The sequence below is a fragment of the Clostridium tertium genome (genome assembly GCF_017873245.1).
Classification (GTDB): Bacteria; Bacillota; Clostridia; order Clostridiales; family Clostridiaceae; genus Clostridium; species Clostridium tertium.
Genome location: NZ_JAGGJY010000007.1, coordinates 140,486 through 165,266, shown reverse-complemented (window position 1 = coordinate 165,266; position 24,781 = coordinate 140,486). Strand labels below are relative to the sequence as shown.

Sequence of the window (24,781 nt, the reverse complement as noted above, 5' to 3'; positions counted from 1 at the left end):
AAGTTAAACCTCCGAAATATTTTGGAGGTTTATTATTTTTTTCCTTAGAAAACATTTGTAATCTTAGAGATTTTACATTATAATATATGTGTTTTCTTAAGTTTTATGGAGGAGTTTATAATGCGTAAGTTTTGGGAGAGTATTTATAGTCCAAATTATATTACTGGATATAATCCCTTTATACTTAAAAATATGAATAAAGCTATTGAACATATGGTAGAAGCTATAAATAATAGAAAGAAGATAGTTATTTATGGAGTGCCAAATGTAGATGGGTTGTGTGCTATATCGTCTTTAATATTAGTCTTAAAATATTTAAATGCAGATATAGAATATATAATTCATGATGAAGCTTCTAGTTCTGGAATAATATCAGAAGATATAAAGAATAATGTTAGTTTTCTAGGGGGCCAGCTTTTGATAACCTTAGGTATAGATTTAAGTTCAGAAAGAGAAGAAGAGCTTTGTAGGGATCTTGGGATAGATTTGATAGTTTTGGAAAATAAAGAAGTTAATAATGAGAGAAATTACATATACATAAATCCAAATCAAAAGGGATGTCAGTATAGATATAAAAATTTATCTATTAGTGGATTAACCTTTAAATTAATGCAAGCAATTGCAATATACTATAACATAAAAAGCATAAATAAGTATTTGGATTTGATACTTATAGGAGAACAGTGGGCGGAAGTTCCTTTAAAAGGTGAAAATGGAGTTATTTTAAAGGAAGGTAGAAAGTTCTTAATAAATACAAATAATTATGGTTTAAGATCTATAATGAATTATTATAGTATTGTTGAAATGGATGAAGAATGCATATTAAAGATTATAGATGTTATTACACCAACCATAAATGCAGTAACAATGATGGATAATGCACGTATAATTATAGAACTTTTGACTACTACTAAAAAAGATAGAGCAGAACAAATAACAAAATATTTAAACAAATCAAAAATGACTATATAATTAATTTGATAATTACTTAAAATAAAAAGTAGTAGTTTTAGTAAGGAGAATAATTATATAGTTTATAATTTTTAGTGATGGAGGATTTATCATGAATCTAAAAGAGAAAATAAGAGTAATTGAAAATTTCCCAAAGGAAGGAATAAGCTTCAAGGATATAACTACAGTAATTGGAGATGGAGAAGCATTAAGATACTCAATTGATAAAATTGTTGAACATTTAAAGGACAAAAATATAGATTTAATAGTTGGACCAGAAGCAAGAGGATTTATTTATGGAGTTCCTGTAGCTTATGCAATGGGTATAGGATTTGTACCAGTAAGAAAACCAGGGAAATTACCTGGTGAAACAATATCAATAACTTATGATTTAGAATATGGTAGTGATACATTACAAATACACAAAGATGCCATTAAAAAAGGACAAAGAGTTGCAATAGTTGATGATTTACTAGCAACTGGTGGCACTATAGATGCAGTAGCTAAGCTTGTAGAATTAGCTGGTGGAGAAGTAGTTTGTTTAGATTTTGCAATTGAACTAACAGGTTTACATGGAAGAGATAAATTAGAAAAGTATGAAGTTATGTCTTTAGTTGATTACGAATTCTAATATTGTTGAAATATCAAATTAAATATTATATAATAAAAGAAAATGGCTGGTTGTTAAAACCAGCCAATTATTTTAGACTTAATCAAAGGAGATTACCCATATGTATGAAGGCCTATTACGAAAAATAAATGAAAATTGTAACAATATAGATACAGATATCGTAAAAAAAGCATATGATTTAGCATGTGATGCTCATAAGAATCAAAAGAGAGAGTCAGGTGAGCCCTATATAACCCATCCAATAGATGTGGCTGAAATACTTGCTGAAATGGGTATGGATACTAGCACAATAGTAGCAGGACTTTTGCACGATGTTATAGAAGATACACACTATACATATGATGATATAAAGAATATATTTAATGAGGAAGTTGCAGATTTAGTTCAAGGCGTAACTAAGCTCGGCAAGATAGAATATAAGACAAAAGAAGAGCAACAAGCTGATAATGTTAGAAAAATGCTTTTAGCTATGGCAAAGGATATTAGAGTAATAATTATAAAGCTAGCTGATAGATTACATAATCTTAGAACTTTAAAATTTATGCCTAAAGAAAAACAAAAACAAAAGGCTAAAGAAACTTTAGATATATATGCTCCATTAGCTCATAGATTAGGTATATCTAAAATTAAGTGGGAACTTGAAGATTTAGCTTTTAGATATTTACATGAAGAAGAATATTATGATTTAGTAAAACAAATTGCAGAAAAAAGAGTTGAAAGAGAAACTTATATTGCTGAAATAATAGAAGACTTACATAATAAATTGGAGGAATCTGAAATAGATTCTGATATAGATGGAAGACCAAAACATTTTTATAGTATATATAAAAAGATGATTAATAAAAATAAGAGCATTGAGCAAATATTCGATTTAACAGCAATAAGAATTTTAGTAAATACAGTTAAAGATTGCTATGGTGTATTAGGTATAGTACATACTATATATAAGCCTATTCCTGGCCGATTTAAAGATTATATAGCGATGCCTAAGCCTAATATGTATCAATCTCTTCATACTACCGTAATAGGACCTCAAGGGAAAACATTTGAAATACAAATTAGAACCTTTGAGATGCATAAAACTGCAGAATATGGTATAGCAGCCCATTGGAAGTATAAAGAGGGTGATACGCAAGAAGATAAGGAAAAATCCTTTGAAAATAAGCTTGCATGGCTAAGAGATATGCTTGAGTGGCAAAAAGAAACATCAGATGCAGAAGAATTTATTGAAGGGTTTAAGATAGATTTATTTACTGATGAAATTTTTGTATTTACTCCAAAAGGTGTTGTAATCAATTTACCAAGTGGAGCTACTCCAATAGATTTTGCATATAGAATACATACAGATATAGGAAATAGATGTATTGGATCAAAGGTAAATGGTAAAATAGTACCTCTTGATTATAATTTAAAAACAGGTGAAATAGTAGAAGTATTAACATCTAATAATGCTAAGGGTCCTAATATGGATTGGCTAAATATGGCTAAAAGTAATCAAGCTAAAAGTAAAATAAGACAATGGTTTAAGAAAATTAAAAAAGAAGAAAATATAGATAAAGGGAAAGAAGTTTTTGAAAAAGAACTAAAGAAGCAAGGGGTAATTTACTCAGAAATTGCCAAAGGTGAAGCATACGAAAAATCAGTTAAAAGATACAATATTCATAGTATGGAAGATTTATATGCTTCAATAGGAGTGGGGCAGATTTCAGCTTCATCATATATAGCTAAGTTAAAAGAAGAAAATATTACTGAAAAACAAAGTTTAGAAAGCATAAATAAGTCAATTGACGATCATATTTCTAAATCAGATAAGGCAAATATAAATAAGAAAACATCTTCTAATGATTATGGAGTAACAGTAAAAGGTGTTAATAATCTTATGGTAAGGTTTGCTAGATGTTGCAATCCAGTTCCGGGAGATGAGATACTTGGATATATAACTAAAGGAAGAGGGATTTCAGTTCATAGAAGTGATTGCAGTAATTTAAAAGCTTTAATTGATTATGATAATGGAAAAGTTGTAGAAGTTTCATGGGGCTCTTCAAAAGGAACAGCCTATGTAGCTGAAATACAAGTTAGAGCCGAAGATAGAATAGGTATATTATCAGATATAATGATGATAATAACTGAAGCTAAATTACCATTAAATGCATTAAATGCTAAATCATCAAAAGGTAATATTGCTATAATAAATATAAAGGTAAAAATAGACTCTATTGAACAACTAAGAGAACTTATGAGAAAGATAAGAAGATTAAAAGGTGTAATGGATGTATACAGAATGAATAACTAGAGGGGTGATTATATGAGAGCTGTGGTTCAAAGAGTGACATCTTCTAAAGTTACAGTAGAAGGAAATATAATTGGATCAATCAACAAAGGATTAAATATATTAATAGGTATCTCAAAGGACGATACTGAAGAAGACCTATTATATATAAAAGAAAAGTTGATTAATTTAAGAATATTTGAAGATGAAGCTGATAAAATGAATTTATCAGTTTTAGATGTGAAAGGCGAAATTTTAGTAATTTCTCAATTTACCCTTTATGGAGATTGCAGAAAGGGTAGAAGACCAAACTTCATGGAAGCAGAAGGTGGAGAAAAAGCAAAAGTTTTATATGAGAGATTTATTGAGTTATTAAAGGAATCAAATTTGAAAATTGAAACTGGTGAGTTTGGAGCTCATATGAAAGTGGATATTCAAAATGATGGACCAGTGACTTTAATGTTAGATAGTAAAAAGAATTTTTAAAAAGGAGGATAAGTATGATAGTAAAGACATATCCACTTGGATCATTGCAAACAAATTGTTATTTAGTGATAGATGAAAATACAAATAAAGCAGCTTTAATAGATCCGGGTGCAGAGGCAAGTTATTTAATTAAAGAAATTGAAGCTTTAGGAATTAAAATAGAAGTAATACTTTTAACACATTGTCATTTTGATCACAATGGAGCTGTAGAAGAATTAAAAGATAAATATAAGGTAGATGTTTATCTTAATAAAGCAGATGAGGAATATATGGAAATGGATTCATCGGGAATATTTGGTAAGTTACCTAACATTTATAAATATATAAATGAAGGAGATGAAATAAAAGTTGGAAAATTAACTTTTAAAGCAATATTTACACCAGGGCACACAAAAGGTGGAACTTGTTACTTAGTAGAAGATAAGGTGTTTACTGGAGATACTTTATTTAATGGTTCAATAGGTAGAACAGACTTCTTAGGTGGTAGTTATAATGAGCTTATAGAAAGTATAGAAACTAAGCTTATGGTACTTGATAATGACGTAGAAGTTTACCCTGGACATGGGCCAAAATCTACTATTATATTTGAAAGGATGAGAAATCCCTTCCTAGCATAAGAGGAGAATAAATGGAATTAAAGATTAAGTTAAATAATTTAAAATATAGATATGACGTATATCAAATGTTTAATATATATTATGCGCTTGACGAAATTAAGTTTGAGGAAGATGGTAACTATATAATAAATATAGAAGAAGATAAAATATCATTTTCATTTAATGATTTTTATAGAGAATGTAATGTTTTAGAAAATATAAAAGAAGATATTAAGAGGTTAATTTTTTCTTCATTGAAAGAAATAACTGGAGATTACTATCCATGGGGGATACTTGTAGGAATAAGACCTTCCAAAATAGCTTTAAAGTACTTAGAAGAAGGAAAAAGTGAAAAGGAAATAATAGATTTATTTGCAAAGAAACATTTAGCTTCGGAAGAAAAAGCTAAGCTTTGCATAAAAGTAGCTAAAAAGGAACAGGAGCTTGTAAATAAAGATGAAAAGAGTATTGCAATTTATATTGGAATGGCATTTTGTCCGACTAGATGTTTTTATTGTTCTTTTACAGCTAATCCTATAGGTAGTAATAAAAAATTAGTTAATCCTTATTTAGAAGCGTTAACATATGAAATAAGAGAAATGAAAAAGTATGTTAATGAGAGAAATCTAAAAATAGAAAGTGTTTATTTTGGTGGGGGAACTCCAACAGCAGTAAATAATGAAGAGTTTGAAGATATTATGAAAGAAATTTATAATGCTTTCGTATTAGATAAAGAAATACTTGAGTTTACTGTAGAATGTGGAAGACCGGATAGTATAACTTTAGAAAAGCTTCAAACTATGAAAAAATATAATACTACTAGAATAAGTATTAATCCTCAAACAATGAATGATGACACATTAAAAATGATTGGTAGAGGACATACATCAAAAGATGTTATAGATAAATTTAATTTAGCTAGAAATTTAGGCTTTGATGATATAAATATGGATATGATAATAGGATTACCTGGTGAAGGGATAAAAGAAGCAGAATATACTGCAAATGAAATCTTAAAACTAAGACCAGATAGTTTAACTGTCCATGGATTATCTTTAAAAAGAGCATCTATTCTTTATGAAAATTTCATTTTAAAGAAAGGCATACAAATAAAGAAGCAAGATGAACTTTCATTAATGTATGAAGTAAGTAGAAATTTAGCTAAAAGTTTAAATATAGAGCCATATTATATGTATAGACAAAAAAATATGGTTGGCAATATGGAGAATTTAGGCTATTCTAAAGAAGGCAAAGAATGCTTATATAATATACAAATGATAGAAGATAAACAAACTATAATAGCTTTAGGGGCAGATGCCGTATCAAAAGTAGTCTTTCTAGAAGAAAATAGAATTGAAAGATTTGGAAATGTTAAAGATATTAGAGAGTACACAAGTAGAATTAAGGAAATGGTAGAGGAAAAGATAAAACTTTTAGATGCACTTTACCTTAAATAGGAGGAGATATTTTATGGAAATCCAAGCACCTAAGGGTACTAAGGATATGCTACCTCAAGATGCATATAAATGGCATTATGTAGAGGGAGTTTTAAGAGATGTTTCAAAATCATATGGGGTAAGAGAAATAAGAACTCCAATGTTTGAACATACAGAATTATTTTTAAGAGGTGTTGGAGAAACAACTGATATAGTGCAAAAAGAAATGTATACTTTCAATGATAAAGGTGATAGAAGTATTACCTTAAAACCAGAAGGTACAGCACCAACAGTAAGGGCTTTCATAGAAAATAGATTATTTAATGAAGCTCAGCCAACAAAGTTATATTACATAATACCTTGTTTCAGATATGAAAATGTTCAAAAAGGAAGACTTAGACAATTCCATCAATATGGAGTTGAAGTTTTTGGTTCAAAAGAAGCTTCAATTGATGCTGAAGTAATTTCATTAGCTATGGAATCATTAAAAAAATTAGGGCTTAAAAGCTTAAGTTTAAATATAAACAACTTAGGATGTCCTAAATGTAGACCTAAATATAATGAAGCACTTAAAAAATATCTTGAAGAAAATTATGATAATCTTTGTGGAATTTGTAAAACTAGATTTGAAAAAAATCCAATGAGAATTCTTGATTGCAAAGAAAAAAGTTGCAATGAAATAACTAAGCATGCTCCAATTATATTAGATTATATATGTGAAGAGTGTGATTCTCACTTTACTGAAGTTAAAAATTATTTAGATGCTTTAAAAATACAATATAAAGTAGATCCAGGTATAGTTAGAGGATTAGATTATTATACAAAGACTATATTTGAAATATTAAATGATGATTTTACAGTTTGTGGCGGCGGAAGATACGATAAGCTTATAGAAGAAATTGGTGGACCAGAAATGCCAGCTGTAGGATTTGGATTAGGTTTAGAAAGACTTATAATGACTTTAGAAAAAGAAGGTATAGAAATTCCAAATGAAGGATTAGTTGATCTTTATATAGGTGCTAGGGGAGAAGCGGCTAAGACAAGTGCTTTTGTATTAGCTAATAAACTTAGAGCTATTGGTATAAAGACAGAAATAAATCATATGGGAAGAAGCATAAAAGCAGAAATGAAATATGCAAATAAGATAGGTTCAGCCTTTACTACAATTTTAGGTGATGACGAGCTTCAAAATAATACATTAAAACTTAAAAGAATGAGTGATGGTGAGCAATTTGAAGTAAGTTTAGATAATATAGAAGAAATAGCAAAGCTTGTAAAATAGTTAGGAGGAAGAAAAAATGGGTGAAGCTTTAGGTGGCTTAAAAAGAACCCTAATGTGTGGGGAAGTTAGAGAAAATAACGTATCACAAAAAATCACATTAATGGGTTGGGTGCAAAGAAATAGAAAATTAGGAGGTCTACAATTTATAGACCTTAGAGATAGAACAGGAATAATGCAAATAGTATTTGGGGAAGCAATAAATGCTGAGGCTTTTGAAAAAGCTAAAGATGTTAGACCTGAATATTGTATAGCAGTTACTGGTGAAGTAGTTTTAAGAGAAGCTCCTAATCATAATATGCCAACAGGATTAGTAGAGCTTAAGTGTGAAAGTTTAAAAATTCTTTCAGAATCAGATACACCTCCAATATATATAAAGGAAGGATTAGATGCTGCTGAAAGTATAAGATTAAAATATAGATATTTAGATCTTAGAAGACCAGATATGCAAAGAATATTCATGATTAGAAATAGAATTTCTAAATCAGTTCGTGATTATCTAGACGATAATAACTTTTTAGAAGTAGAAACTCCAATGCTTACTAAGAGTACTCCAGAAGGAGCTAGAGATTATCTTGTACCTTCTAGAAACTATCCTGGAATGTTCTATGCGCTTCCACAATCACCACAAATTTTTAAACAACTATTAATGGTATCAGGATTTGATAGATATTATCAAATCGTAAAATGTTTTAGAGATGAAGATTTAAGAGCAAATAGACAACCAGAATTTACTCAAATAGATTTAGAAATGAGTTTTGTTGAACAAGAAGATGTTATTAAAATGAATGAAGGTTTAATAGCTCATGTATTTAAAGAAGTAGCAGGAGTAGATGTTAAATTACCAATAAAGAGAATGACATTTAAAGATGCTATGGAAAAATACGGTTCAGATAAACCAGATTTAAGATTTGGAATGGAAATAACTAATATTACAGAAGACGTTAAGGATATGGATTTTGTAGTATTTAAATCAGCAATAGAAGCTGGTGGTTCAGTAAGAGCTCTTTGCTTAAAAGGTGGAGCAGATCTTGGAAGAAAGCCAATAGACAAATTAGGTGAATTTGTTAAGACATATAAGGCTAAAGGTCTTGCATGGATTCAATTAAAAGAAGATGGAGTTAAGTCTTCTATTGCTAAGTTCTTAACTGACGATGTTACAAACTCAATAGTTAAAACTATGGGAGCAGAAGTTGGAGATGCTATATTTATAGTTGCTGATAAGAATTCAATAGTATTCCAAAGCTTAGGAGCACTAAGATTAGAGCTTGCTAAACAATTTGACTTAATAAAAGACAAAAATGAATTTAATTTTACTTGGATTACAGAATTCCCATTATTTGAATATGATGAAGAAGAAGGAAGATATCATGCAGCACATCATCCATTTACATCACCTATGGATGAAGATATAGATATGCTAGAAACTAATCCAGGAGAAGTTAGATCAAAAGCTTATGACTTAGTTTTAAATGGTGAAGAATTAGGTGGAGGATCTATAAGAATCCATGATTCAAAACTTCAACAAAAAATGTTTAAAGCATTAGGATTCACAGAAGAATCAGCACAAGAAAGATTTGGATTCTTAATAGATGCATTTAAGTTTGGACCACCACCACATGGTGGGTTAGCTTTTGGACTTGATAGAATGGTAATGTTCTTAGCTGGAACAGAAAATATAAAGGATGTTATTGCATTCCCTAAAAACCAAAATGCTTATTGTTACTTAAGTGAAGCACCTAATATAGCAGATGAAAAGCAATTACAAGAATTAGGTATTTCAATAAATACAAAAGAAGATTAAAATAGATTAAAAAGTGTAGTATCAAGAAAATTGATATTAGATTATAAAAAAGGAAGTTCGAGTTAGAACTTCCTTTTTTGCGTATATTAATGTAATTATAAAAGATTTTCGTAAAAATGTGATACCTATGCAATAAATAGGTTTTCGATTTAGATTCCTTTTAGACCTAATGAAGATGATTCAGTAAGATAGCCATTTGAAGTAAGTGAAATCAATGGTTTAAAAGGGTATCACGTTTCGTTAGCTTATTTAGAAAAAATTAACAGTAAAATATAAAAGAGGAGTCGTGAAACGCGCCCCCCTTTATAAAAATAATAAGCTTACTTTTTCAACGTAATAAAACTTACTTGAAAAAGTAAATTAAATTTTACTTTAAATAGATTTCTGAGACTATGAATTTTTTATTCTATTGACAATAGTGTGTATATGAATTAATATATGTATATAGATGATATATACACTTTATATACAATTGGAGGTGAAAGATTGGATATAGTAATTAGCAATTCCTCACAAGTACCCTTATATGAACAAATTGAAAGTCAAATAAAGAATCAAATTATTAATTTGACTTTAAAACCTGGAGAAGCATTACCTTCAATAAGAACTTTAGCTAAAGAGTTAAAAGTAAGTATAATTACTACTAAAAGATCATATGAAGAACTTGAAAAAGAAGGATTTATTAAAACTGTTGTAGGAAAAGGGACATTTGTAGCAGAATCAAATAATGAAAGACTTAAAGAAGTGGCTATGTTTGAAATTGAAAATAAATTAGAAGAAGCAATAGTTTCTGCAAAAGCTATTGGATTAACACTAGATGAAGCATTAGAAATATTTAAGAGTTTATATGAGGAGGTATAAAAGTGGAAGCAATTGAAATTAAGAATTTAAAAAAGGAGTATAAGAATTTTAAGTTAAATATAGAAGAGTTAAAAGTAAAGAAAGGCTTTATAACAGGATTTATTGGACCGAATGGCTCAGGAAAAACAACTACTATAAAATCTATTATGAACATGATTAAATATGATGAAGGAGAAATATTAGTTCTAGGAGAAAATATTTCTGAAAATCCTAAAGTTAAAGAAGAAATAGGATTTGTTGGTGATGTATGTGGATTTTTAGAAGAAAGTAAATTAAAAAATATAAAGGTATCTATATCTAGATTTTATACAAATTGGGATGAAAAATTATATAATAACTTAATTAATAAATTCAATCTAAATGAATCTTCAATTTATGGGAAATTATCTAAAGGGCAAAAGAAGCAATTTGAATTAGCTATGGCATTATCTATAAAGCCTAAAATTATAATAATGGATGAGCCTACTGCCAGCTTAGATCCAATTATAAGAAATGAATTTCTAGAGATATTACAAGAAGAAATGGAAAAGGAAAACCTTACAATTTTTTATTCAACACATGTAACTAGTGATTTAGAAAAATGTGCTGATTATATTATATTTATATATAAAGGTAAAATTATATTATACGGTGAAAAAGATGAAATATTAGAACAACATTCTATAATAAAAGGAAAAAAAGAACTTTTAGATAATGAAACAAGGAAATATCTTATTTCTATTAAAACTAATGTGTTTGGTTTTGAAGGACTAACATCAGATAAAAAAGAAGCATTTGAGATATTTGGAAATGAAGTTATTTATGAAAAACCAACTTTAGAAGATATTATGCTTTATTATACTAGGAGGGATTAATATGAGGAAAATATTAAATTTATTATTTTTACAATTTGAAACAGTATTTGCATTAAAAAAATATATGATTTTAATAATTGCCATGGGAATATTTTTAGGATTTATAAATCCTGAAATGATGACTTTTGGTGGAGCACTATTTATAATGGCCACATGTTATAGTACAGCATTTTATGAAGAGAAAAGTAAAATGAATTATTTAATATATTCTCTACCAATAAAGCCAAAAGAATATATATTATCAAGATATATATTTGTAGCTATTAATACACTAATAGCCACTATAGTATCATTAGTACTATATACAGGCTTGATTTCTTTAAATATAGTTACGATAAGTGAACTTGGTCCATTATGGCCATTTATTTATATAATGATAGGTATAGGTATTTTTGTGATGACTATATTGATTCCATTAGAATTAACTTTAGGGTTTGAAAAGGGCAGAATAGCAATGGTATTTTTAGTAGTTTTTCCAATGGTATTTTCAACTGAATTAATAAAATATTTACCTAATATAAATTTTGATATGTTAATAGTAAAAGTACTAATTGTTCTATTTATATTTACATTAATTTTATCATCATATTTTATTACTTCAAATCTATATGCTAAAAAAGATATCTAATAAATTGGATTAGAATTTATATTATATGAATTCTAATCCAATTTACTATTTCTACTTTATATTAAGTAATAATGAACTTATTTTGTGTATAGCTTTTACAATTATATTACTTTAGATTTCAAGCGAGTGTAAATTTACTTTAATATTAAGATAGCGATAAAATAATAAAAATTATATATGTTAGCTTTTTTATAGAACGTAATTAATTTAAGATTCATATATTTTATTAAAAGAAAAACTAGCAGGTGTAATTATGAAATTAGAATTTATAGATAAACAAGATTTTAATAAAATAGTAGATGAATTAAAAAGCTTATATAAAGTGTGCCTTAATAAAGATCTAAGTACAGAATATTTTTTATGGAGATATTTAAATAATCCAATAGATGATTTTGTTCTTTGTATTGCAAGGGAAGATAATAAAATAGTTGCAAGTTATTCAGTTTTACCTATTAATATAGTAGTAGATAATGAAATAATTAAAGCAGGAATATCTATGCCGATATTAGTTAAACCTAATTTTCGAAATAATGGATTGTCTTTTGAACTTGCAATAAAAGTCTATGAAAAGCTAAAAGAAAGAAATTATAGCTTATTATTAGCATTCCCAAATGAAATATATCATTATAATTTAGTGAAGAAATTTGGATTTGAGGATATATATGAAATTCCAACACTTAAGCTAGAAATTAAGGATAAGGATATTTACCATATAAATAGATGTGATATTAAAAAAGTAGATGTAGATAATGATTATAAGTTTAATTATTCATTACTATTAAAAAATAATACTAACAAAATCAAAATTTATAAGGATGTAAATTATTTAAATTGGATATTTAGAGAAAACCCTATAGAGAAATATAATAATTATGTCGTTAGTAAAAATAAATTAGTATTAGCATCACTTGTATTAAAAAAAGATAAAAATAAAATTGAAATATTAGAATTGAATTCAATAGATAAAGAATACACTAAAATTTTATTATGCAAATTATTTAGAGATAGTATAGAAGATGAAATTAAAAATATAGAACTATGTTGTTCTATTTATAATAAAAATCACAGAGTTTTAGAAGAATTAGGTTTTAAAAATGATATACCTGTAACATACTTTACACTAAAGAAAATAAATTGTTTGGATAATAAAATTAATGATTATAAAAATTGGTGTATTCAAATGAGTGATTTTAAAGATAGCTTAAAATAGAAATGGATAATTTATTATAAATTATCCATTTCTATTTTTTTATAATTAGATAAGTTGAGAGCTGTATTAAAATTATTATTGGTATTCCTAAGGTGAATTTAAGATGTTTTGTTTTGTGCCTAAAAGAATACATGCCTAAATAAGTTCCTATACTTCCACCAATTAAGGAAATGAAAATAATAGTAGATTCTCTAATTCTCCATTGTTTTTTTATAGCTTTTTGCTTGTCTATATAAACTATTGTAAAAGCTATAATATTAATAATAAAAAGATAATAAATAATAAATTTTTCCATAGAAATCTCCTTTATAAGTTTTATAGTATATATGATAAGTATAAACTATAAAATTTATTTTAGGAAATAAAGTTAATTATTTAATTGAGCCTTGAACTATTCCTTTAATTATATACTTTTGAACAAAGAAGTAGAAAATAATTATTGGAATAACGGCTAAAATTAATGCTGCCATGGCTAGTTCCCATTGCTTAGAAAATGCACCAAAGAAATTATTCATAGCAAGAGGAATAGTGTTTATTTTACCATTTATAGTTAGAAATGGTAGCAAGAAGTCGTTCCATATCCATATACCGTTTAAAACCAGAACAGTTACGGTAATTGGCTTTAAAAGAGGAAATACAATCTTATAGTATAATTGCCATTTATTACATCCATCTATTATAGCGGCTTCTTCAACTTCTAAAGGAATATTATTTATAAATCCATGATATAAGAATATACTCATACTTGATCCAAAGCCTATATACATAAAAATAAGTCCATAATGTGTTCCAAGCATATTAAAGTTTATAGCATCAATATGCATCATACCAATCCATTTTACTAGAGGTAGCATCACAGCTTGAAAAGGAACTATCATTGCGGCAACAAATAAGTAAAATATCACTTTACTGGTTTTAGTTTTGGTTCTAGCTAAAGTCCAGGCAGCCATTGAGGAAAATAAAACTATTAGTATTATGCTTAATGCAGTTATTATTAACGAATTAATAAAAGCACTACTCATATTCATTCTTTCTATTGCAGCTGTATAGTTACTAAAATTCCATTTTGAAGGTAAACCAGTAGTATTATCAAATATTTCTCTTCGGCTTTTAAAGGAATTTATAAGCATAAGATAAAATGGAACCATATAAATTATAAGTAGGCACCAACCAAGGGTTTCTAGTATCCTTAGTTTATAGTTATAGCTATTTAATGTTTTTAATTTGCTTTGTCTTTTTATTTGCATTACATTTCAACCTCCTTTTTCTTAGTAAAATAAACTTGAGTCAAGGAAATTGCTGTAACAAATATAAAGAATATTATAGATTTGGCTTGACCAACTCCCATACTATTTGATACAAAAGCTTCTTTATATATATTTAAAGAAAGCATTTCAGTGGTCTTTAAGGGAGTTAAAGAAAAGTTTAAATCAAAAAGCTTAAAAGAATTAGCAAGTGTTAAAAATAAACATACTGTTATTGAAGGAGCAACCATTGGTAAAGTAATATGCTTAAAGGCTTGTAGTCCATTAGCACCATCAATATGACTTGCCTCAATTAAATCAGTAGGTACATTTTCGAGTGCAGCTACATAAATAACCATTATATATCCAGCATATTGCCAAGCAGAAACTATAAGCATAGCTAAAATAGCAGTATTTCTTCCTTGAAGAAGGGATATGGATAGAAAATCAGATCCAAGCTTAGCCCCAAGAGATGTAAAAACTGAATTGAATAAAAATTGCCATATAAATCCTAAAATAAGTCCACCAATTAAATTTGGCATAAAGAATCCAGTTCTAAGAAAATTCTTAGTTTTTAAATTTCTAGTAACAAAATAGGCTAGTCCAAATCCTATTAAATTTATAGAGATAACACTTGCAATAGTATAAACTATTGTAATTTTGAAGGAATAAATAAATTGTGTATCTTTAAAAAGATTACTATAGTTAGAGAAACCTACAAAATCATAATTAGGATTGGCACCATTCCAATTAGTAAATGTATAATATATTCCTATCAAAAATGGAATTATTACTACTATAGTTAGTGCAAATAAAGAGGGACCTACAAAAAGCCAAAATCCCTTATTAGATTTACGTTTTTTCGCCATATTATCATCTCCTATAAAATTTAGCCATAATATAAGTATCCACAAGGGATTAAAATCCCTTGCGGACAAAGAAAAATATTATGGATTTACTTTTTAGTAAGGGCTTGTATCTCTTCAAGCATCTTAGTTTGATCTATTTCACCTTTAGCATATTTTGAGAAAATAGGTCCTATTTTTTCCATACTAAATCCATCAGGAAGGTTAGTAAATGCCCAAGGAAGAATTTTTCCAGCATTATTATATTCAATTATTGATTTAGCTAACTTATCATCAGTTTCAACTTTGAAATTAGTAAATGCAGGTATCATTTTCATATCTTCTATTAATGATTTTTGGCCAGTTTCACTAGTAACCATCCAATCAAGGAAGGCTTTAGCTTCAGTATTTACAGCAGAATCTTTATTAACTGTCCAGTACATTGGTACTCCAACAGGAATGCTTCCACTTACTTTAGTATCATTATTGATTGATAGTGGAATAAAGCCCATATCAAAATTTGCTTCAAGCTTAGTTAAATCTCCAGCAACCCAGTTACCTTGATGTAAGAATGCAGTTTTACCTAAAGCAAAGTTACCAACTTGAGTACTATAATCTATAGTATCTAAAGTAGCTCCTCCACTATATTTGCAAAGTAAGTCAACAAGATTCATCCAATCTTTAAAACCTTGATTATTTGTAATATCAGCTTTCCCATCAGTATAATCCTTAGTGAATTGAGCAGGATTTTCTTGAACTGCTAATGGAATATTAAAAGTATGATTACCAGTTACCCATGTTTCCTTAGTTGTATAAGATATAACATTTTCTAAGCCTAAATCAGCTTTCTTGGAATCTAATGTTTCAACCGCAGCTTTTAATTTATCGAAAGTGTCGATTGATTTTGGATCTATAGATGCCTTATCTAAAATTTCCTTATTATATATTAGTCCATAACCTTCAGTTGCAACTGGCATACCATAGATTTTACCATCTTTAGTTACTGTATCTAAGGTGCCTTTAACAGCATTAGATATCCATTTTTCAGAAGATAAATCATCAACTTTATGAGACCATACTTCTAAATCACCAGCTCCTTGAATCATGAATATATCAGGCTCAGTACCTTTTTGAAATTCAGCTTTTAAAGCTGCACCATAGTCAGCACCACCTCCTACTGAAGTGACTTCAACTTTAACTCCGGTTTCTTCTTCATATTTTTTTGCTAGTTGTTGTAAAGCATCGTTAATTTCAACTTTAAGTTGAAATACTTTAACTACTTTATTTCCATCACTTTTATTGGTATCGTTTTCTGTTTTGCCAGAATTAGAAGAACATCCAACAAATATTCCAGCCATTAATGATGCAGTTAAAACAGTTGCTAAGACTTTTTTCATTTTATAATCCCTCCATATATATTTTAAAATTAATTGAAAGAGCAAACGATTGCACTTCTTACCAACATATTACATTTAATAAGAATATTATTCAATATAAATATTAACAAATTGTAAAATTTGGATTTCTGCACTAAACAATATATTTTAGCTACAGATAAGATTAATATATATAAATAAATTTCTTCTTGATATATAAATTAAATAAGCCTTAAAGTAATATATTTTGAGGATATCAATAATATATTTAAAAAAATTATAAATATCATCTATATAAATGAGAAAAGAGTGTCAATATTTTTATAAATTTAGTAGTGAAATATTGGAGAATTAAGAGAAAAAATGAAATATTAAATTTGGCTAATTTTACAATTGATTAATTTTATAAAATATACTTAGTTTATTAATTTATACTAAAAATAGGTCATATTTAAAAACTATATAAAAATAGAAATAATATGTTTATTAAAGATATTTATATATTTAAGAAAATAAATATATAAAATTAAGTTAGTTAATGTTAACAAAATGAGTTTAATATTTGAATTATATTTGAATATTGCTAAATTTTTATTCTTATTTTTACCTTTTTGTGGTATATTGGACATAGTTATTTGTCATTATTAATAAATATAAGAAAAAGAGGTGGAAATATGAAGAAAAATGAATATGGTTTATTCACTGCCATAGGGATGATAGTAGGAATTGTAATAGGATCCGGGATATTTTTTAAAAGTGATAATATTTTAGTAGCAACTAATGGAAGTATAAGCTTAGGAGTCCTTGTTTTCTTTATTGCTGCTATGGGAATAATATTTGGAAGCTTAACTATTTCAGAATTAGCATCAAGGGAATCAACTGCAGGAGGGATAATAACTTATGCTGAATTCTCATATAATAAGTCTATAGCTTGTGCATTTGGATGGTTTCATACATTCCTATATTATCCTACACTTATTGCTGTAGTTGCATGGGTATCAGGGATATATATATGTATGTTATTTGGAATTGATGGTGGACTAGCAATTCAAACATTCATTGGATTTATAGTTATGATAGTACTATATATATTAAATATTTTATCTGCAAAACTAGGAGGATATTTTCAAAATGCTTCAACTGTGATTAAAGTTATACCGCTAATATTAATAGCATTAGCAGGAGTTTTCTTTGGGAATCCTAGTGAAATATCAGTAAGCGACATTACACATATGAAATCTGCAACATGGATAGCTGCAATTGCACCTATAGCCTTTTCTTTTGATGGATGGATTATATCAACTTCTATTGGGCATGAAATTAAAGATTCTAAAAGGAATTTACCAAAGGCTTTAGTAATTGCTCCTTTATTTATATTAGTTATTTATGTATTATATTTTGTTGGGATAAGCATGTATATTGGACCTGATACAATTATGAGTTTAGGAGATTCTCATGTTGACTTAGCGGCCAATAAATTATTTGGAGCATGGGGAGCTAAGATAATATTAACATTTGTAGTTATATCTATATTGGGTACTGTAAATGGATTAATAATGGGACATACTAGGTTACCATATTCTTTAGCTATAAGAGGAATGTTTCCAAAATCAAATAAGATAAAAATAGTTAATGAAAAATTAGGTATGCCAATTATATCTTCAATAGTAGCTTTGGTAATTTCATTAATTTGTTTAATTATTCATTATATAACGCAAAAATATAATTATTTACCTAATAGTGACATATCAGAAATATCTATTACAATAAATTATTTATTATACATATTATTATATTTTAAAGTATTTAAAATGGGATTAAGTGGTGAGATTAAGGGAATATGGAAAGGAAAGGTTAATCCTATCCTTGCAACTATCGGATCGCTTATAATTTTATTTGGAAGTATTGGAAATACATTATTCTTTATATACACATTTATATGTGGAATTATCTTAATATCAGCAATTTTATTTTGGAAATATAACAAAGATGACGTTGTACTTTAATATAAGAAAATAGTAAAAAAAGATAGGGAAAAGTCCTATCTTTTTTTATTTTGAAGAAAAAGAAGGAATAATAGATTAATATGTAAAATTAAAAATGTTTCCAATATTTTACATATAATATATAATTATTAACATAAGCTTATTATTGTAGCCTAATTATATTTTAACTGGGATAAAAGGAGAGGGTTATATTGAAGGGGATGATCTTATATTTTAGTGGCAGTGGAAATACAAAATTTATTGCAAATAAAATAGAAGAAGAATTTATAAAAAATGGTTGTGATATAGAAACTCATTCTATAGAAGAAAAGATAAGTATTAAGAACTTTTCATACGATTATTTAATACTTGGATTTCCTAAGTATTTTGAATATATTCCTCAAAACTTTATGGAGTATATAGGTGATAATTTAGGTCCATCTGATAAAGAAGTAAAAACAATGATATTTACCACTGGTAAGGATAAAAATAAAATGTACTTTGATGAATTAGAAAAAGATTTATTAGAAAAAAATTTTAAAGTCATAATGACTAAAAATTTTAAAATGCCAAATAGTTTTATTATAAGTAAAAATTATAAAAGTGTTAAAGATTTAGATAATATTTATCAAAGTTCATCAAATGAAATAAAAGATACAGTTGCAAATTTTTTAATTGAAAATTATAGTAAAGAAGAAATAAATAATTTTAAAGCAACAATAATGAAAAGGTTATATAAGTTTAAAACTAAAGATTTATATAAAAATTCATATAAGTTTTCTGTTAATTCGAGTTGTGACAAATGCAATTTATGTGTTAAGGCTTGTCCGACAAGAAATATAGAATATATAGGAGGTGATATTAAATTTAGAGATAATTGTATTATGTGTTGTAGATGTATAAGTTGCTGTCCTAAAAATGCAATATTGTATAAAAATAAAAAATATCCACAATACAAAGAAAATATAAATTTAATTATAAGTTAATTGATATATGAGAATAAATACAGGGTATAATGCAAAAACTTTCTATAAGAGCAAAATCTCTTGTTGAAAGGATGATTAAATGAACAGATTAGCATGTAATGTAAGGAAGTGCAATCATAATTTTTTTGGAATATGTGATAATGATAATATTAAAATCATCAATAAGATAGATGGTGAAATAAAAACATCTTGTATAACATTTGAAAAATATAAAATTTCTAAAAGAGTATTTATGATAGGAAAAACAGATTTATATATAGATAGATTAGATAAAATTCAAGATAGTTTACTTACTCCATATATTGAGTGTAGTGCAGAAAAATGTTTTTATAATAAAGAAAAAATATGCTGTTCTAGCTATGTTATGATAAGTTCCATCAAAGAAAATGGTAAACTGGAAGGACGATGTGAATCTTTTAAAGCAAATTAAAAATAATTAAAGTTTAAAACAATATTATAGATATAAGAGGTTTAGTGTAAATTATTACTAGAACTATCTTATATCTTTTTTTAGTATTAAAAATTATTTGTAAAGAAACTAAAATCAATTATTTTGAGGATATAGTGCTTGCTTTATTTTTTATATTCAAAATAATAATTATTATGTTATTATATATATAAGTTAAAATATATATTTTTATTTAGCTAAAATATGTTGTTAATTAATAATATTTAATAATGTTAGAAATAAAAGAGGTAGAAAATGAAGAGGTTGTTAATTTCAATATCCAAGATTATTCAAGGAATAATGGTAGCTTTATTTACAATTGGATTAAGCGTGATTATATCATTAAATTTAAGGGTTATTTATAGCTACTCGACAGATAAATATGATTTAACAAGATTAGGACAACTTTCAAAAGACGCATTAATGAATGATTATAATATATTATTAAATTACTTACAAAATCCATTTATAAAAAAGTTGAAATTTAATAATTTTATAATGAGCACTAATGGAGAATTTCATTTTTATGAAGTTAAAAAAATTTTTTTGAATATTTATTTAATTATTATAGTCATATTACTTGCATTTATAGTAATTAAATTTATTTTAAGGAAATATAATAAAAAATTTAACCTATTTAAGATTCTTAATTATGGGGCTAATACACTGATAAGCATAATTGCAGTATTATTAGCTTCAATATTTATAAATTTTTCAAAGGCATTTGTAGTATTTCATAAGATATTTTTTAATAATGATTATTGGGTCTTTGATTCAAAGACAGATCCTATTATTGATGTCTTACCAGAAGAGGTATTTAAATTATATGCTATAATAGTGATAGCATTTGTTTTAGGATTTATAATTCTTTACAAGATATTTTATTATAGGGAAAAGAATAAAAATAAATTAGGTAAGAATGAAATTATTATGAAAGAGTGAAGGAATCCCTTCACTTTTCTTTTAAATATATAAGTCATAATAAATGTTAAATGTAATATAAGCGTTAATTAAACAGATTATTAGTTGGCAAATATAATTTTAAGATTTGCAGATAACTTATTTAATTATTAAATATGATTAAGAACGTATGTTTGTGTTGATAATTATAATAGTTAAATAAATGGTAGATAGTTTTAAGGAGTGTTTTATATGAAAAATAGAGGTTTAGAAATATTAGAAAAATATTATGGATATAAAAGCTTTAGAAGAGGGCAAGAAAATATTATAAATAGTATTTTAAGTGGAAATGATGTATTAGCTATAATGCCAACTGGTGGAGGAAAATCAATTTGCTATCAAATACCTGCATTATTATTAGATGGAGTAACTATAGTAATATCTCCACTTATATCTTTAATGAAGGATCAAGTTGATGCAATAAAAGAGATGGGAATAGAATCTACATATATAAACAGTTCATTAACCTCTAAAGAGTTTGAAGAAATAATAACTAATGTTAAAGAAAATAAATACAAAATAGTATATGTAGCTCCAGAAAGATTAGAATCATATGAGTTTATTATGGCTATAACGGAATGTAGGATAAGTCAAATTGCAATAGATGAAGCGCATTGTGTATCTCAATGGGGACATGATTTTAGATCAAGTTATAGAAGAATAAAAAACTTTATTGAAATGCTTAATATAAGGCCAATTGTAACAGCTTTTACTGCTACAGCAACAGAAGAAGTAAAAGGGGATATAATAAATTTACTTGGACTTAGAGACCCAAGTTTATTTGTAACTGGATTTGATAGAGAAAACTTATTTATTAATATAGAAAAAGGAAATGACAAAAAGAGTTATATATTAAAATATATAGAAGAAAATAGAGATAGCTCAGGAATAATATATGCAGCAACAAGAAAAGAAGTTGATTATATTTATGAACTATTAACTTCCAATGGATATAAAGCTGGTAGATATCATGCAGGGCTAAATGATGAGTTAAGAAAAGAAAATCAAGAAGATTTTATAAAAGATAAAATTAATATAATGGTTGCTACAAATGCTTTTGGTATGGGAATAGATAAGCCTAATATTAGATTTGTAATTCACTATAACATGCCTAAAAATATAGAAGGATATTATCAAGAAATAGGTAGAGCAGGGAGAGATGGAGAAAAAAGTGAATGTATATTATTATTTTCTCCAAGTGATATCCATACACAAAAATATCTAATAGAAGTTAGCACTGAAAATATAGAGAGAAAAAATAATCAATATTTTAAACTTAAGCAAATGGTAGATTTAATTTATAGTAATGATTGTTATAGAAAGTATATTTTAAATTATTTTGGTGAAGATGTTCATGAAAATTGTAATAACTGTAGTAATTGCTTAAGTGAAGGTGAATTAGTAGATAAAACTATAGATGCACAAAAGGTATTATCATGTATTTACAGAATGAAAAAATCCTTTGGAGTTGCAATGGTAGTAGACGTTTTAAGGGGCTCTAAAAACAGTAAGGTTATTAATGCAAAATTTAATGAACTATCAACTTATGGAATAATGAAAGACTATTCTAGTGATGAGCTTAAGGTTTTTATAAATACTTTAATTTCTCATGGATATATAGATTATGTAGAGGGGACATATCCAGTTATAAAGCTTAATAATAAATCAATTAAAGTTATTAAGGGGGAGGAAAATGTTCAATTCAAGGAAGTTAAAATTAAGAGTACTTCAAATGATAATAATACATTATTTGAAATTTTAAGAGAACTTAGATTTAATATTGCAAATGAAGAAGGGGTTCCTCCTTATATTATATTTGGTGATAATACACTAAGAGAAATGAGTACTAAATATCCACTTAATTTAGAAGAACTTATGAATATTAGTGGAGTTGGAGAAGTAAAACTAAATAAATATGGAGAAATATTTATTAATACAATAAAAGATTATGTTGATGAAAATAATATAAAAATAGTCAATAATGAATACAAGAAGAAAAATGAAGAAGTTTATTTGAATGTTGAAAGTAATAAAGAGTTATTATCAAGGTTAAAAGTAATCAGACGAGAATTTGCTAATAAAGAAAATTCTCTTCCACAAGCTATTTTATCTTTAAATACTTTGAAGGAAATAAGCGGAAGGTTCCCTTTGAATTTAGAGGAGTTAAAAGATATATCTGGAATAGGACCAAAGAAGATAACAAAGTATGGAAATGAAATAATAGAAGAAGTCAGAAGGTTTGTAGTAGAAAAAGACTTAAATATAGTTTTCGAAGAAAAAGGAAAAAGAAAAGTAATAATTGATGGAGAAAAGAGATCAAATGAAGAAATAGCTATAGATATGATAAAAGATGGAGTTAATTTAGATTTAATTTCAGAAAATATTGAAGTATCTATTTCTACAATATTAGGATATGTAACAGACTATATAAAGGAAAATGGAGAGTTTTCTATTAGTTTAAATTTAAATAAATATTATAATCATGATGATAAAGAAAAGATATTAAAAGCTTGTGAGGTAAATGGGTATGAAAAGGTTAGTATTTTGAAAAAGTATTTACCTGATAATATAAAATATGAGTCAATAAGAGCGGTAATATTAGAGGAGTATTTTAAAGTATCCTAGGTAAAATTAGAACAAAACAGGTGTTACTTAAAAGTAACACCTGTTTCATATTTGTAGATTAAAGAGCTAATTTTAAAATTTCTAAAGCTTCAGGATAACGTATTTCTACAAAGTTTCCTACGTGATCGCAATGGGCAACTAATTTTCTTGCCATTTCATCTATATGTTTATCATTAATATTTACATGACTTAATCTAGTTGGAAGCTCAATTTTAGTAAAGAAGTTTTCTAAAGCTTCAATACCACGAAGAGCTGTTTCTTCAGGATTATTCATATTTATATCAATATCAAAAACTCTATTTGCAAATTGAGCAAATCTATTTATATCATGCTTATAAACGTATTTCATCCAAGCTGGGAATATAATAGCAAGTCCAGCACCATGAGCAATATCATATATTCCACTTAATTCATGTTCTATATCATGTGTTGCCCAATCTCCAATTCTACCCATGCTTAAAGAATCATTGTGAGCTACCATACCAGATAGCATGATTTCTGCTCTAGCATTATAGTCATTAGGATTTATATTCAATCTTAATGCATTATTTATTATTGCTTTTAAGGCACCTTCACATAATCTATCAGTTAAATCTACATATTGCTCATTAGTAAAGTATCTTTCAAGTATATGAGCAAACATATCTGCAATACCGCAAGAAGTTTGATATTTAGGTAAAGTAAATGTAAGTTCTGGATTTAAAATTGAAAATACAGGTCTTAGTGTAGGGTGTCCAGTACTTCTTTTATATAATCCATCTTCATTTGTTATAACACAACCAGAGCTTGTTTCACTACCAGCAGCAGGTATTGTTAATATAGTTGCGACTTGTAGACATTTATGATTGATAGGTGTACCTAAAAATAAGTCCCAAACATCTCCATCATAATTTACACCAGCAGCTATTGCTTTAGATGAATCAATAACGCTTCCTCCACCAACAGCTAATATAAAATCTATATCATTTTTTCTGCAAAGCTCTATACCTTCTCTTACAAGTGATACTCTTGGATTAGGTTTAACTCCAGAAAGTTCGATTACTTCTATGTTTTCTTTCTTTAATGAATTTATAACTTTATCATATAATCCAGTGGATTTTATACTTCCACCACCAAAGTGAAGTAATATTTTATTGGCATATTTTTTTACCTCTGCACCAACATTATTTTCAGTATCTTTTCCAAAAATGATTTCAGTACCATTTTTATAATTAAAATTTCTCATAAAGTCCTCCTTATATTTAAATATTAAAATATAAATACATAATACTCCAATAGTGAAAAGGTTTCAAGTGGCGTAAATTACA

Annotated in this window: 22 protein-coding genes; 17 read left to right on the top strand and 5 right to left on the bottom strand. The window is 26.8% G+C overall.

What is annotated here, in order from left to right; translation table 11 throughout:
- Positions 1-120: 120 nt before the first annotated feature.
- The 12 genes from J2Z25_RS09820 (at position 121) to J2Z25_RS09765 (ending at position 13,005) form a co-directional block, all read left to right on the top strand.
- Positions 121-972: a DHH family phosphoesterase gene (locus J2Z25_RS09820; protein WP_008679399.1), complete on the top strand. Its 852-nt coding sequence runs from the start codon at positions 121-123 to the stop codon at positions 970-972.
- Between the two features lie 91 nt (positions 973-1,063).
- Positions 1,064-1,582, top strand: a complete 519-nt coding sequence (locus tag J2Z25_RS09815; protein ID WP_008679398.1) for an adenine phosphoribosyltransferase — start codon at positions 1,064-1,066, stop codon at positions 1,580-1,582.
- 100 nt (positions 1,583-1,682) lie between these two features.
- Positions 1,683-3,875 carry a RelA/SpoT family protein gene (locus J2Z25_RS09810; RefSeq protein WP_008679397.1) on the top strand — a complete coding sequence of 731 codons (2,193 nt, stop codon included), beginning with the start codon at positions 1,683-1,685 and terminating at the stop codon, positions 3,873-3,875.
- A gap of 12 nt (positions 3,876-3,887) precedes the next feature.
- A complete protein-coding gene (gene dtd, locus J2Z25_RS09805) occupies positions 3,888-4,337 on the top strand; it encodes a D-aminoacyl-tRNA deacylase (RefSeq protein WP_008679395.1) in 450 nt (149 codons plus the stop codon).
- 14 nt (positions 4,338-4,351) lie between these two features.
- Positions 4,352-4,954: an MBL fold metallo-hydrolase gene (locus J2Z25_RS09800; RefSeq protein ID WP_209740175.1), complete on the top strand. Its 603-nt coding sequence runs from the start codon at positions 4,352-4,354 to the stop codon at positions 4,952-4,954.
- 11 nt (positions 4,955-4,965) lie between these two features.
- Positions 4,966-6,390: a coproporphyrinogen III oxidase gene (locus J2Z25_RS09795; RefSeq protein WP_209740173.1), complete on the top strand. Its 1,425-nt coding sequence runs from the start codon at positions 4,966-4,968 to the stop codon at positions 6,388-6,390.
- Positions 6,391-6,403: 13 nt separating this feature from the next.
- Positions 6,404-7,651, top strand: coding sequence for a histidine--tRNA ligase (gene hisS, locus J2Z25_RS09790; RefSeq protein WP_142690239.1), 1,248 nt, complete (start codon positions 6,404-6,406; stop codon positions 7,649-7,651).
- Positions 7,652-7,667: 16 nt separating this feature from the next.
- Entirely contained in the window at positions 7,668-9,452 is a 1,785-nt protein-coding gene (aspS, locus tag J2Z25_RS09785) for an aspartate--tRNA ligase (RefSeq protein WP_209740171.1), read from the top strand.
- Positions 9,453-9,938: 486 nt separating this feature from the next.
- Entirely contained in the window at positions 9,939-10,313 is a 375-nt protein-coding gene (locus J2Z25_RS09780; protein WP_209740169.1) for a GntR family transcriptional regulator, read from the top strand.
- A 2-nt stretch (positions 10,314-10,315) separates the two neighbouring features.
- Positions 10,316-11,167, top strand: coding sequence for an ABC transporter ATP-binding protein (locus J2Z25_RS09775; protein WP_209740167.1), 852 nt, complete (start codon positions 10,316-10,318; stop codon positions 11,165-11,167).
- 1 nt (position 11,168) lies between these two features.
- Complete coding sequence (locus J2Z25_RS09770) at positions 11,169-11,795, top strand: ABC-2 transporter permease (RefSeq protein WP_209740165.1); 627 nt, start codon at positions 11,169-11,171, stop codon at positions 11,793-11,795.
- A gap of 253 nt (positions 11,796-12,048) precedes the next feature.
- Positions 12,049-13,005, top strand: a complete 957-nt coding sequence (locus tag J2Z25_RS09765; protein ID WP_209740163.1) for a GNAT family N-acetyltransferase — start codon at positions 12,049-12,051, stop codon at positions 13,003-13,005.
- Between the two features lie 31 nt (positions 13,006-13,036).
- Here the strand turns inward: J2Z25_RS09765 and J2Z25_RS09760 are convergent, their stop codons facing one another.
- The 4 genes from J2Z25_RS09760 to J2Z25_RS09745 form a co-directional block, all read right to left on the bottom strand.
- Positions 13,037-13,300: a DUF1294 domain-containing protein gene (locus J2Z25_RS09760; RefSeq protein ID WP_209740161.1), complete on the bottom strand. Its 264-nt coding sequence runs from the start codon at positions 13,298-13,300 to the stop codon at positions 13,037-13,039.
- A 76-nt stretch (positions 13,301-13,376) separates the two neighbouring features.
- On the bottom strand, positions 13,377-14,252 hold the full coding sequence (locus J2Z25_RS09755; protein ID WP_209740159.1) for a carbohydrate ABC transporter permease: 876 nt from the start codon (positions 14,250-14,252) through the stop codon (positions 13,377-13,379).
- Positions 14,252-15,118, bottom strand: coding sequence for a carbohydrate ABC transporter permease (locus tag J2Z25_RS09750; protein ID WP_209740157.1), 867 nt, complete (start codon positions 15,116-15,118; stop codon positions 14,252-14,254). The genes J2Z25_RS09755 and J2Z25_RS09750 overlap by 1 nt, the downstream gene beginning before the upstream one ends.
- A gap of 86 nt (positions 15,119-15,204) precedes the next feature.
- Positions 15,205-16,491, bottom strand: coding sequence for an ABC transporter substrate-binding protein (locus tag J2Z25_RS09745; RefSeq protein ID WP_209740154.1), 1,287 nt, complete (start codon positions 16,489-16,491; stop codon positions 15,205-15,207).
- Between the two features lie 653 nt (positions 16,492-17,144).
- Here J2Z25_RS09745 and J2Z25_RS09740 point away from each other — a divergent pair.
- The 5 genes from J2Z25_RS09740 to recQ all read left to right on the top strand — a co-directional run bounded on the left by J2Z25_RS09740 (position 17,145) and on the right by recQ (position 23,474).
- Complete coding sequence (locus tag J2Z25_RS09740; RefSeq protein WP_209740152.1) at positions 17,145-18,476, top strand: APC family permease; 1,332 nt, start codon at positions 17,145-17,147, stop codon at positions 18,474-18,476.
- A gap of 200 nt (positions 18,477-18,676) precedes the next feature.
- A complete protein-coding gene (locus J2Z25_RS09735) occupies positions 18,677-19,441 on the top strand; it encodes an EFR1 family ferrodoxin (protein WP_245173220.1) in 765 nt (254 codons plus the stop codon).
- Positions 19,442-19,520: 79 nt separating this feature from the next.
- Complete coding sequence (locus J2Z25_RS09730) at positions 19,521-19,871, top strand: DUF1540 domain-containing protein (RefSeq protein WP_209740148.1); 351 nt, start codon at positions 19,521-19,523, stop codon at positions 19,869-19,871.
- 273 nt (positions 19,872-20,144) lie between these two features.
- The gene (locus J2Z25_RS09725; protein ID WP_209740146.1) at positions 20,145-20,831 is read left to right on the top strand and encodes a TIGR01906 family membrane protein; all 687 of its coding nucleotides are present in this window, start codon (positions 20,145-20,147) and stop codon (positions 20,829-20,831) included.
- A 210-nt stretch (positions 20,832-21,041) separates the two neighbouring features.
- On the top strand, positions 21,042-23,474 hold the full coding sequence (gene recQ, locus J2Z25_RS09720; RefSeq protein ID WP_097032845.1) for a DNA helicase RecQ: 2,433 nt from the start codon (positions 21,042-21,044) through the stop codon (positions 23,472-23,474).
- A gap of 58 nt (positions 23,475-23,532) precedes the next feature.
- On the opposite strand, the gene J2Z25_RS09715 is transcribed toward recQ, so the two are convergent.
- Positions 23,533-24,699, bottom strand: coding sequence for an iron-containing alcohol dehydrogenase (locus J2Z25_RS09715; protein WP_008679360.1), 1,167 nt, complete (start codon positions 24,697-24,699; stop codon positions 23,533-23,535).
- Positions 24,700-24,781 lie beyond the last annotated feature (82 nt).